Source organism: Fibrella arboris (genome assembly GCF_041321095.1).
Lineage (GTDB): Bacteria > Bacteroidota > Bacteroidia > Cytophagales > Spirosomataceae > Fibrella > Fibrella arboris.
This window is the reverse complement of record NZ_JBGGWE010000017.1, coordinates 45,226-57,284: the sequence shown is the minus strand read 5'-3', so window position 1 is coordinate 57,284 and position 12,059 is coordinate 45,226. Positions and strand designations below refer to the sequence as shown.

Genomic DNA, 12,059 nt, shown 5'->3' with positions numbered 1-12,059 from the left:
CGGTTAAAATAAAACCATGTCTTATTTCTCAGATATACGCAACGGTATCCGTACCACCCTGAAGGGACTGAGCCTGACGGCGCGCCACCTTCGGCATGCCACGCACCGACGTGAAGCGGTCGGCGTGGCAGATAACGCTTATTTCGATCTGAAAGACGGGCTTGTCACGTTGCAATACCCACACGAACAGCTACCCATCCCGGATAATGGTCGCTATCGCCTTCATAACGAGATAGACGATTGTATTGTCTGCGATAAATGCGCTAAAGTTTGCCCCGTAGACTGCATCACGATCGACCCGATCAAGGCCACCGAAGAAGTAGGACGTGCTTCTGATGGGTCGCCGATCCGGCTTTATGCGGCTCAGTTCGACATCGACATGGCTAAGTGCTGTTACTGTGGCCTCTGCACAGCCGTTTGCCCCACAGAATGCCTGACGATGGAGAAGAAGTTCGACTACAGTACGTTCGAGCTTGGTGATCTGACCTACGAATTTGCGAACCTGACGCCCGAACAAGCCAACGAGAAACGAACTTTGTATGAGCAGTTTATTCTCGAAAAAGAAGCGGCCAAACGTAGCAAGGAAGAGCAGGCAGCCGTAACGAATACAGAGCCACTAGCTACCAAACCGAAACCGGCATTCAGGCCAGGCATGAAACCGGCGGCAAAAGCAAGCCCAGATGCCGCCACAGAGCCGAGCAACGTACCTGAGCCTGCATCGGCGGCAGCTCCTGCGGTTGAACCGAACGTACCTGAACCTGTTACGCCAAAACCACGGCCCGTTTTTCGACCGGGCATGAAACCGGCGGCAAAAGCAGCCAATCCGGCGTCGGCGCCACCAGTTGAAACGGGGAATTCAACGGAGGGGAGCCAGCTACACCCGCTCACTGATCCCGCTCCTACCGAAGCAGAGGCGATAGCGATGGAGGGTGTGGCCGAGCAGCCTCATGTTACCGAGCCGTTGAGCGCCGTCGACAAGGACGTACCTGAAGCTGCTCCTAAAAAGACGGCCCCCTTCCGACCAACGATGAAGCCAGTATCGACAGCGGCATCAGTTACCCAACCAGACGACGCTCCCGAAGCGGCGCCCAAACCAAAGCCAGCGTTCAGGCCGTCGATGAAACCGGCTGCGCCAAAACCAGTTGGTGCTGACGAACCGGGCAGTGTGCCAGAGCCATCTTCCAGCGGTGAACCAACGCTCCCTGCTACTGCTGAGCAGGCCATCGTCAAGCCAAAACCAGCTTTTAAGCCAACCATGAAGCCGGCTGCCGCAAAACCGGCCATGCCTGAAGCTGCTACGGAAGCATTGGATGAACAGGAAACCCCGCCCATTCAGCCAGAGGCAACACCACCCACAAAGCCTAAGCCGGCATTCAGGCCCACTATGAAACCAAAATCATCTGATTAGTGCGTGTGAGCTAGTCAGGCCTTACTGTTAACCCCTACTTGCGTTGATCCAGGTCGCCTTTTTCTCGTTCATTGTCATAACCCTGTCCAGCGCCGTTGGGTTGTTATTGACGCGTAACGTGTTATATGCCGCTTATCTGCTCTTGCTGACACTGGTTGGGGTAGCAGCGCTGTTTGTGTTTGTGGGTGCCGATTTTCTGGCTGTTTCACAACTAGTCGTATATGTTGGTGGTGTGCTGGTATTGGTGCTGTTTGGCGTTATGTTAACCAATAAACAGCCTTCCGTATTACCCGATGGGAAGCCCGCCAACGAACGTTCTAATGCAATCCTAACGGAAAATCGTCGGCCCTGGCTGGCTATTTTGCTGGCGGGTGGCCTGTTTTGGGGGCTGAGCCGTTTGCTGATCAATGCTCATTTTGTGGTATTCGACCGCCCCCTTGCCACGGTCCCGACAACGATCGACGTCATTGGCCAGCAACTCATGACGGAGTATGTGCTTCCGTTTGAGATGATCAGTATCCTTCTGCTCGTGGCGTTGGTAGGGGCAGGCTATCTGGCTAAGTATAAAAAATGAATGACCAATTGCTCTGCTGCGCAACGTAGCTGCTCGGAACGATTGGTTATTAGTCATTATCGACATGGAACTTCAACTTGCTGGAATTCTTCTTTTAGTCGCAGCAGCACTGTTCAGTATTGGGTTGGCGGTGGTGCTCACGAAACGGCATGCCGTTGTTGTGCTAATGGGCATTGAATTGATGCTCAACGCCGTGAATCTGAACCTGGTAGCTTTCAGTCAGTACGATCCCGATCGATTACAGGGGCAGTTATTCAGCTTGTTTGTGATGGTGGTGGCCGCTGCCGAAGCTGCGGTAGCGCTGTCGATGGTCATTCAGGTGTACCGGCATTTTCGGACGGTGCGGCTCGACGAACTTACTGACCTTCACCAATGACAGATTCAGAGACGCTGTTCGAATCGCTCATTGATGGCGTTCTTACTACCGGATACGGTGTAGTTGATGCCTTTCTCGCGCCCAATGAGGTAACAGCCTTACAAAACCGGCTACGGGAACGGCAGGCAGCGGGGCAGTTTCGCGAAGCGGGCATTGGCCGGGCAGCCGACCAAAACGGGCAGGCGGCTGTTGAGAAGACTATTCGGGGCGACGAAATTCTATGGCTCGATGCCGATTCAGCAACGCCCGAAGAAACCGCTTTTCTGGAGCGCATCGATCAGTTTATCGGGTACGTCAACCGCACCTGTTACCTGGGACTACGCGACAGCGAACTGCATTATGCCCGCTACCCCGTAGGTACGTTCTATAAACGCCACCTCGACCGCTTTCGCTCCGATTCAAGGCGCAGACTCTCGGTGATCTGCTACCTCAACGACAACTGGCAATCTACAGACGGCGGGCAGTTGGCAGTGTACTTGCCCCAGGCAGATGGCAATGAAAAAACTACGCTCATTGACCCCGTTGGCGGCCGACTGGTTTGCTTCGATAGTGGCCTGCTGGAACACGAAGTGCTTCCCGCCACCCGCGATCGCCTCAGCCTCACCGGCTGGTTACGCACGGCTTAATCTCCACTGGCAGATTACCTCCTATCAGGTAGTAAAAAAGCCCCTGCTATTGAGTCAGGGGCTTTTTTAACATTACGCTTACCGTTTCTTTTTCTTTTTACCACTTCCGCCGCCACCGCCGCGAATAGCGTACTTTTTGTCGAGTTGGGTAAGGTCGGCGTTGAGGGCCGCTAGCGGCACAACCTCTTTCTCACCAACTGGCGTTAGCACGTCGAACGATTCGGGAATGACGCCTTGCTTATTCAAGGCCACAATCTCTACTACCCGTTTGATCGGCAGCGGATGCCAGGTGCTTTCTGAGCTGTAGCCAAACCACATGATCTTACGGAAGATGTCGGTCTTCTGCAAAAACGCGCGGCCTTTCTGCGTTTCCAGCGGCTTTTCTACCGTCGGAATATCGCGTAAGGCATCAACGTAGGTGTCTAGCTCATAGTTGAGGCAGCATTTTAATCGCCCGCATTGGCCCGATAGCTTAGCTGGGTTGAGCGACAGATTTTGGTAGCGCGCTGCCGAGGTAGTGATGTTCTTAAAGTCGGTGAGCCAGGTGGAGCAGCATAGTTCGCGTCCACAGGAGCCGATACCGCCAATGCGTCCCGCCTCTTGACGTAAGCTTATTTGCCGCATTTCAACGCGCACTTTGAATTCGCCCGCCAGCATTTTGATCAGCTCTCGAAAATCAACGCGTTCTTCCGATGAATAATAAAACGTGGCCTTCGTATTGTCGGACTGAAACTCCACATCCGACAATTTCATATGAAGCTTCAGTTCGCGTACAATCTCACGAGCACGGTAAAGGCTCGGCAGGTCGCGCAAAACGGCTTGTTCGTGCTTCTCCAGGTCACGGGCTGAAGCCAGGCGATGAATTGCCTTCGTATCGTCGTTGATCTGAACGTGCTTGCGTTTCAATTGCAGCCGAACCAGATCACCCTGCATCGAGACCGCCCCCAGGTGGTAGCCCGACGTCATTTCGCACACCACAAAATCGCCGGTGGTCAGGTCCAGGTTATGCACGTTGCGGAAATACTCTTTCCGACCTCCTTTAAATTTCACTTCCACGACCCCGTAGGCCGGACCGGCAATCGGCGTCATATCGCTTAGCCAGTCGAATGAATTCAGTTTATTGCAGCCACCAGATGAGCAGCCCCCGCTCGAACAACCTGCCGTTGCAGTAGCCGTTTCGCCACCCGCCACAACAGTTGTTTTCGCCCGAGACCCACATCCGCCAACCGCACAGGATTGACATCCCATTTTTTTTCAGTTTTTCGTTTACTGTCTTCTGTTTACTGTTGCGCTGCTTATCCACCAACATCTTGTTTAGGCGAAGCAACGAAAAACGGTACACAGCGAACAGTACACTCAGTCTTGGTACCGGATCAGATCCAGTCCTATATCTTTTCGGAAATACTTTCCGTCATAATGCACCGTTCGGGCCGCCTCCTGCGACTTCCGAACGGCATTTTCGAGCGAGTTTGCCAGGGCCGTAATGGCCAGCACCCGCCCACCGTTGGTCACGACCGAACCATCGAGGCTGGTTGTGCCCGCGTGAAACGCCGTGACATCGTCTAGCCGGTCAAGGTCTGTTATCGGTTTACCCTTCTCATAAACGTCGGGGTACCCACCAGCAACCAGCACCGTTGTGACGGCAGTCTGCGGCGACACCTGCATCGTTACCTTGTCTAATTCCCCATCAGCCGCCGCCACCAGTAATTCCACCAGATCAGTCTGGATACGGGGCAAAACGGCTTCTGTTTCAGGGTCACCCATACGCGCATTATACTCAATGACGACGGGCTCACTCTTCACGTTCATTAAACCAATGAAAATGAAACCTTTATATACGATCCCTTCCTGTTGCAGGCCCGCTAGCGTAGGTTTCACAACACGCTCTTCCACCTTCTGAAGAAACGCTTTATTAGCAAACACAACCGGCGAGACGGCCCCCATACCACCGGTATTAGGGCCTGTATCACCTTCACCAATCCGTTTATAGTCTTTAGCTTCGGGCAGAATTTTGTAGTTCACGCCATCACTCAACACAAAAACAGACAGCTCAATTCCCCGTAAAAACTGCTCGATCACTACCCGGTCACCTGCCTCTCCAAACCGGCCATCGAGCATTTCCCGCAGTGTATGCTGCGCCTCCTGAACCGTCTCGGCAATAATCACGCCTTTTCCGGCGGCCAATCCATCGGCCTTCAATACGATTGGCAACGAATGACTTTCCAGGTACGTTAAGCCCGCGTCGATAGTCTCCTTACTGAACGTTTGCGACGCCGCCGTAGGTACGTTGTACTGGGCCATGAACCGCTTGGAAAAGTCTTTGCTACCCTCTAGCTGGGCGCCTCTGGCGTCGGGGCCAACAATGCGTAGCTTGGCCAGACCGGGTTGCTGACGCAGGTAATCAACTACGCCTTTCACCAGTGGTTCTTCGGGGCCAACTACGACCAGATCGATCTGGTAGGTACGAACCGCTTCGGCAATGGCGGCAAAATCAGAAAAACCGACAGGCAGGTTAGTGGCGATTTGCGCCGTGCCGGCATTACCGGGGGCTACATAAAGCGTATCGCACAAAGGACTCTGGGTCAGTTTCCACGCAAACGCATGTTCACGTCCGCCAGAGCCAAGTAGAAGTATATTCATTAGAGGGTTTCGAGTGTCAAGTTTCAGGTATCAAGTGTCAGGTGCTTCGCTTACTCACAGTTTGTTGTTAAGCGAAGCACCTGACACTTGATACCTGAAACTTGACACTTTTTTAATTGGCTACTTCCGACAGGAATTTGATACGCATCAGGCGCAGTTCCTGTTCGGTAAAATCATCACTGTCAAATTCCTTGAGGGCAACGGCAATGTTGTCGGTTTCGGCCCGCATGAAATACTCAAAAATCTCTTCCTGCCGGTCTTCGTCAATAATCTGGTCGATGTAGTAATCGAGGTTCAGGCGGGTACCTGAATAACAGATATGTTCCACCTCCTCGACCAGATCGACTAAGGTAAGCCCTTTGGCTTCGGCAATTTCTTCGAGATCTACTTTACGGTCGATCTGCTGGATGATATAAATCTTGATCTTCGATTTATTCACCGTCGATTTGACCACTACATCCTTATCCGTTTCGATCTCGTTTTCGTCAACGTATTTGGCGATGAGGTCAATGAAGGGCTTGCCGAATTTCTGCACCTTGCCCATGCCCACGCCGTTGATCTGGGCCATCTCTTCCCGCGTAACCGGGTACGTTGTGGCCATTTCTTCCATAGACGGGTCCTGGAAGATGACATAGGGGGGCAGATTTTTTTCTTTGGCGATCTTCTTACGAAGGGCTTTCAGCAGACCCAGCAGTTCTTCATCGTAGGCGTTGCCTCCACTCGCCGCCTGAGCCGCCGCATCATCGGCTTCTTCTTTTGCATCGGCGGTTTGCTGCTCGTAGTCGTGATCCTGCGAGAGCATGACCGGGTAAGGGTCTTCGATGTAGTTCATGCCCTTTTGCGTCAGGCGCAATACGCCGTAATTATCGACGTCTTTTTCCAGGAAGCCGTAGATCGTAATCTGCTTGATGAGCGAACACCAGACGTTGCAGTCTTCGCTGAATGATTTACCCTTTCCGTACAGGTCCAGTTTGTCGTGTTCGTAGCTGGTCACATACTGGTTGTCGGTGGCTGTCAGCACATCGGCCAGGTGACTGACGTCGAACCGCTGATCGGTCTGCAGCACGGTTTGTAGCGCCAGCACAATCTCGGCCTGTGCTTTAAACCTGGGAGTTGGCTTCAGGCAGTTATCGCAGAAACCGCAATCTTTCTCAACGTATTCCCCGAAATACCCCAGTAGCTGCCGCCGCCGACATACGCCCAGGTTGGAATAGGACACCATTTCGGCCAGCAGGTGTTTGGCGTTGTCGCGCTCGGTGACCGGCTTGTCTTTGTTGAATTTCTCCAGCTTCAGAATATCATCATAGCTATAGAACATCACGCAGTTTCCTTCCAGCCCGTCGCGCCCGGCCCGGCCTGTTTCCTGGTAGTACCCTTCCAGCGACTTGGGCGCATCGTAGTGAATTACAAACCGCACATCCGGCTTATCGATCCCCATCCCAAAGGCGATAGTGGCACAAACCACGTCGACCTCTTCGTTCAGAAAAGCATCCTGGTTATTCATCCGCGTTTGCGGGTCAAGGCCAGCGTGATAGGGTAGCGCTTTTACGTCATTTACGCGCAGCAGTTCGGCAATGTCCTCCGCCGTTTTGCGGCTCAGGCAATACACAATACCTGACTTTCCCTTGTTCTGCTTAACGTACTTGATCAGCGCTTTTTTAGCATCCACCTTAGGTTTGATCTCGTAATAGAGATTCTTCCGGTTGAACGACGTTTTGTAGACGTCGGCATCTTCCATATTCAGGTTTTTCTGAATATCGATCTGCACTTTGGGCGTGGCCGTAGCCGTTAGGGCAATGACGGGTAAACCCATCCGGCCCGAGTGATGGCCGATATTGTCGACGATACCCCGGATCTTACGGTATTCAGGTCTGAAATCGTGGCCCCACTCCGAAATACAGTGAGCTTCATCGATGGCCACAAAGGATATACACGCTTTTTTCAGGAAATCGAGGTTTTCCTCTTTTGTCAGTGACTCGGGGGCAATGTAAAGTAGTTTGAGGGTACCGTTGAGGGTATCCTTTTTCACTTTCGTCATCTCGGCCTTCGAGAGTGTCGAATTCAGAAACTGTGCGTTAATGCCAAAGGCATTGAGCTGATCGACCTGGTTTTTCATCAGGGCAATCAGCGGTGAGATCACGATGGCGGTGCCTTCAGAAGCAATGGCGGGCAACTGATAGCATAAGGATTTGCCGGCCCCGGTGGGCATAATGACAAACGTGTTGCGGCCTGCCAGAATATTGTGAATAATCGCCTCCTGGTCTCCCCGAAACTGGCCGAACCCGAATATTTCTTTTAGTCGCTCCTTCAGGGTTGTTTGAACGGAATTGTCAATCTGCATCATGGTACGCTACTACGGAAGGTGAGTGGAGCCTGCGTGAGTATCTATCTTTGTCAATAATTACGTGAGGGTGGTCTTTTCGAAAGTAAGACAAAACCTATATTTAGTAGGGCTTAGTCTATAGTATGATGAAGGAACTTAGCGAATTTACAACCCATCTGTGTTACCTAAGCATTTCTGGACGTTGAAACTAACAAAAAATCTACAATCGATTGCCCGCGACGTACTGCTGGCCGAAGCCGATGCGATCCGCGCAGCAATTGATTATCTGGATAGCCAGTTCGACCATTGTGTAGCTGCTATTCTGGCCTCACCGGGCCGGGTTGTGGTTACCGGGGTCGGAAAAAGTGCCCTGATTGGCCAGAAACTCGTAGCCACGCTGAATTCGACAGGCACTCCTGCCCTGTTCATGCACGCGGCCGATGCCATTCACGGCGACCTGGGCATGGTGCAAGCCAACGATCTGGTGCTGGCTATTTCGAAAAGCGGCAGCACGCCCGAGGTCAAAGTGCTGGTTCCGCTCATTCACCGCACCGGGGCTAAATTGATCGCGTTGGTGAGTGAAGCCGACTCCTACCTGGCCAAACAGGCTGATTTTGTTTTGTTGGCACCCGCCCCCCTGGAAGCTGACCCGCTGAATCTGGCCCCTACCACCAGCACTACCGTTGCCATGGCCCTCGGTGATGCCCTGGCCATTGCCTTGCTTACAGCCCGGGGCTTCACCCGGCAGGATTTTGCCCGGTACCATCCTGGTGGCTCGCTCGGCAAAAAACTGTACCTCAAAGTAAGCGATCTGTTTCCGGCTAATCAGTGCCCTTGCGTTACGCCAGACCAAAGCATACACGACACCATGCTAACGATGTCGGCCGGGCGATTGGGGGCCACGGCTGTGCTGGACCGGCCGGGGGCAGGTACGTTGCTGGGCATCATTACCGACGGGGATGTGCGCCGTATGGTGAGTCAGTATGATGATTATCGCCACCTCTGCGCCCGCGATATCATGACGCAGCACCCCGTCAGCGTGTCGCCTGACGATTACGCCGTGGCCGCGCTGGAGCTCATGCAAAGCCGGAATATCACGCAGATTTTGGTTGTAGAACCGTCAGGCGGAACGCCGCCCGGTACGTTGGTGGGCTTCGTTCACCTTCACGATCTGTTAAAAGAGGGGCTGGTTTAATCGCTGGCCAGCAGAGCTAGTTCTCGCCACAACGCCTTGCTTTACTTCTCTACGCGGATGGCCTGCTCATAATCAGTCCATTCGTCGATGTCGGTCAGTTCCTGGAGGCGGTCGAACGTGAGCCCTTGCTGACGAATGGCCTGCTCGGTGAGCCGCCGCAGCGCAGGCTGACTCCAGGGCATCTGGTCAAACAAAGTCATGTGCAACGCTTTCATGCCCAGCAGGTAATACCCTCCGTCGGTAGCAGGCCCAATCACCACATCGACCTGATCCAGGCACTTGAAGGCCGTATTTATATGTTCCTGCGTAATAGTCAGGCAATCACTGCCGATAATCACCACTTTTTCGGCACCGGCAGCAAATCGCTCGCGGAAGGCATTGGCCATCCGTTCACCCAGGTCCTGGCCTGTTTGCAGCGCTTTTCTGTAGCCACGCCACTCATCGTTTTCGTTCACAAAGTCACCGTAATACACGGTTTTCTCCCAGGGACCAGAGCGCGTTATCTGCTGCGTGTATCGAAGTAGGTGGCGGTATACCTCAACGGCCTTTTCATGACCAACCGTTTGGGCAATGCGTGTCTTAACGGTGCCGGGAATCGGATTCTTAACGAAGATGATCAGGTGGTGGGTAGCCATAGGATGTGTACTTTTGTGACTTGGTACGCTGGGATAATCCACGGGTTGTACTGGTACGCGGAGTGAAGGGAGTAAAAACGATTACCGCTGATTTTTGATTTAAGGGAAAGGTGAAGCAGAGCAAATCCGTGGTTCACAGTAAAAAGCCGCGGTAATCGTTTTTACTCCCTTCACTCCGCGTACCAGTACAACCCGTGGATTATTCCAGCGTACCGTAAATATCATTGAAGACGATGTCGAAGCAAATAATTTATACCGACCAGGCGCCTGCGCCGATCGGACCGTATAATCAGGCCGTGAAGATCGGCGACACCTTGTATGTATCGGGCCAAATCGCGGCTGACCTGGCGCCACTTGGCGATATCCAGGCCGAAACGCGGCAGGTAATGGAAAACCTGGGCGCTATTTTGCGGGCGGCCGGTATGGAGTACAGCAACGTGGTGAAGGCAACCATTTTCGTCAAAGACCTGAATAACTTCGCCGCTATCAACGAAACATATGGCCGCTTTTTCACCGCCGATTTTCCCGCCCGCGAAACGGTTGAAGTAGCCCGCCTCCCTAAAGACGTCAACGTCGAAATCTCAGTTATCGCCGTAAAATAAAGGAGGAAGGAGAGGAAAGGGACTGGCGGGAGGAAGGGTGTTTGCAATCCCACGTACCTAAGTAACGGTGCAAAGCTCCTTCCGCCAGTCCCTTTCCTCCCCTTCTTCCCCTCAGTTCATGCAAACTCCTCCACGCGTTCGTTTCGCGCCTAGCCCAACGGGGCCGCTTCATATTGGCGGCGTTCGAACGGCACTCTATAATTACCTGTTTGCCCGAAAAATGGGCGGACAGATGCTTCTTCGGATTGAAGACACCGACCAAAACCGGTTTGTACCGGGTGCCGAACAATATATCATTGACGCCCTCAGCTGGGTAGGTATTCAGATCGACGAGGGACAAACCGCGACGGGTTCTGTTGGTCCAGATGCTCCATACCGGCAGTCGGAACGCAAGGCCATTTACCAGCAGGAAGCCCTGCGGCTTGTTGAGGAAGGCAAAGCGTATTACGCTTTCGACACAGCCGACGAGCTGGAGGCGATGCGGCAACGGCTCGAGGCGGCCAATGCCCCCGCCGCGCAGTACAACGCCATTACGCGGATGCAGATGAAAAACGCCCTGACGCTACCCGCCGACGAGGTAAAGGCCCGTATTGAGGGTGGCGAACCGTATGTGATCCGGCTAAAGACACCCCGTAAAGAAGAGGTCCGGCTCAACGATCTTGTCCGGGGTTGGGTGAACGTGCATTCGTCGGCCATTGATGATAAGGTGCTGTTGAAGTCGGACGGGCTGCCTACCTATCACCTCGCCAACGTGGTTGACGATCACCTGATGCGGATCACCCACGTAATTCGGGGCGAAGAATGGTTGCCCTCGGCACCGTTGCACGTGCTGCTCTATCGCTACCTCGGCTGGGAAGATACGATGCCCCAGTTTGCCCACCTGCCACTCCTACTGAAGCCCGAAGGCAATGGTAAGCTGAGCAAACGTGACGCTGACCTGGGCGGTTTTCCAGTATTTCCGCTCGAGTGGACAGACCCAACTACGGGCACGGTGGCGCGCGGTTTCCGGGAAGATGGGTATCTGCCCGAAGCCCTGGTTAACTTCCTGGCGTTACTGGGCTGGAACCCCGGCACTGAACAGGAACTCTTCACGATGGATGAACTGATCGCCGCCTTTGATCTGGAAAAAATCCATAAGGCAGGCGCTCGATTCGATATTGAGAAGGCGAAATGGTTCAATCATCAATATATCCGGCAACAGGCAGCCAGTGATCTGGCTCCTACTGTACAAAAACAGGCGCAAGAGGCTGGAGTTGACTGTTCGGCCGAGAAAGCGGAGAAGATCGTGGCGCTACTTAAAGAACGCGTCACCTTCGCCAGCGAACTGTTTGCCGAGGCTAAAACCATTTTTTATGCCCCTACCAGCTACGACGAAGCTGTGCAGGCTGCCAAGTGGAACGACGATGCCCGGCGGGCTGTGATGGCCTTCCGTGATGCACTGATCAATTACAAGGGTGCGTTTGAAGCCGACGCCATTAAGCACCTGCTGGCCAATACCCTGGCCGAAGCGGGTATTAAACAGGGGAAAGTGATGCAGGCCATGCGGTTGGCCTTAACCGGACTGGGTACGGGTCCTGACCTAATGCTGACCATGGAAATTGTTGGCAAAACGGGCGTGCTCGAGCGCCTGGACAATGCCATGACCACGCTTCAATAAGCCGCCGCTACCGGAAGCCACAG

At 53.5% G+C, this 12,059-nt stretch carries 11 protein-coding genes; 7 read left to right on the top strand and 4 right to left on the bottom strand.

Translation table 11 applies throughout. The annotated features are described in order from the left end of the window. Window positions 1-16: 16 nt before the first annotated feature. The 4 genes from ACAW75_RS22970 (at window position 17) to ACAW75_RS22955 (ending at window position 2,984) form a co-directional block, all read left to right on the top strand. Window positions 17-1,408 (top strand): 4Fe-4S dicluster domain-containing protein, encoded by a 1,392-nt coding sequence (locus ACAW75_RS22970; protein ID WP_370731110.1) that lies wholly within the window; start codon window positions 17-19, stop codon window positions 1,406-1,408. Between the two features lie 43 nt (window positions 1,409-1,451). Then, complete coding sequence (locus ACAW75_RS22965; protein ID WP_370731109.1) at window positions 1,452-1,982, top strand: NADH-quinone oxidoreductase subunit J family protein; 531 nt, start codon at window positions 1,452-1,454, stop codon at window positions 1,980-1,982. A gap of 64 nt (window positions 1,983-2,046) precedes the next feature. Continuing rightward, window positions 2,047-2,358, top strand: coding sequence for an NADH-quinone oxidoreductase subunit NuoK (gene nuoK, locus ACAW75_RS22960; protein ID WP_370731108.1), 312 nt, complete (start codon window positions 2,047-2,049; stop codon window positions 2,356-2,358). Then, complete coding sequence (locus ACAW75_RS22955; protein WP_370731107.1) at window positions 2,355-2,984, top strand: 2OG-Fe(II) oxygenase; 630 nt, start codon at window positions 2,355-2,357, stop codon at window positions 2,982-2,984. Before nuoK ends, ACAW75_RS22955 begins: the two co-directional genes overlap by 4 nt. A 78-nt stretch (window positions 2,985-3,062) precedes the next feature. On the opposite strand, the gene ACAW75_RS22950 is transcribed toward ACAW75_RS22955, so the two are convergent. The 3 genes from ACAW75_RS22950 to recQ all read right to left on the bottom strand — a co-directional run bounded on the left by ACAW75_RS22950 (window position 3,063) and on the right by recQ (window position 7,968). Continuing rightward, on the bottom strand, window positions 3,063-4,232 hold the full coding sequence (locus ACAW75_RS22950; RefSeq protein ID WP_370731106.1) for a PSP1 domain-containing protein: 1,170 nt from the start codon (window positions 4,230-4,232) through the stop codon (window positions 3,063-3,065). Window positions 4,233-4,340: 108 nt separating this feature from the next. Further along, a complete protein-coding gene (gene purD, locus ACAW75_RS22945) occupies window positions 4,341-5,624 on the bottom strand; it encodes a phosphoribosylamine--glycine ligase (protein ID WP_370731105.1) in 1,284 nt (427 codons plus the stop codon). Between the two features lie 112 nt (window positions 5,625-5,736). Beyond that, the gene (recQ, locus tag ACAW75_RS22940; RefSeq protein WP_370731104.1) at window positions 5,737-7,968 is read right to left on the bottom strand and encodes a DNA helicase RecQ; all 2,232 of its coding nucleotides are present in this window, start codon (window positions 7,966-7,968) and stop codon (window positions 5,737-5,739) included. A gap of 181 nt (window positions 7,969-8,149) precedes the next feature. On the opposite strand from recQ, the gene ACAW75_RS22935 reads away from it, so the two are divergent. Further along, window positions 8,150-9,142 (top strand): KpsF/GutQ family sugar-phosphate isomerase, encoded by a 993-nt coding sequence (locus tag ACAW75_RS22935; protein WP_370731103.1) that lies wholly within the window; start codon window positions 8,150-8,152, stop codon window positions 9,140-9,142. Between the two features lie 41 nt (window positions 9,143-9,183). On the opposite strand, the gene ACAW75_RS22930 is transcribed toward ACAW75_RS22935, so the two are convergent. Next, on the bottom strand, window positions 9,184-9,777 hold the full coding sequence (locus tag ACAW75_RS22930) for a TIGR04282 family arsenosugar biosynthesis glycosyltransferase (RefSeq protein ID WP_370731102.1): 594 nt from the start codon (window positions 9,775-9,777) through the stop codon (window positions 9,184-9,186). A gap of 233 nt (window positions 9,778-10,010) precedes the next feature. Between ACAW75_RS22930 and ACAW75_RS22925 the strand changes: the two genes are divergently transcribed. Together ACAW75_RS22925 and gltX are read left to right on the top strand one after the other, a co-directional pair. Next, entirely contained in the window at window positions 10,011-10,379 is a 369-nt protein-coding gene (locus ACAW75_RS22925) for a RidA family protein (protein ID WP_370731101.1), read from the top strand. Between the two features lie 118 nt (window positions 10,380-10,497). After that, complete coding sequence (gene gltX / locus ACAW75_RS22920) at window positions 10,498-12,036, top strand: glutamate--tRNA ligase (RefSeq protein ID WP_370731100.1); 1,539 nt, start codon at window positions 10,498-10,500, stop codon at window positions 12,034-12,036. The last annotated feature ends 23 nt before the right edge of the window (window positions 12,037-12,059 follow it).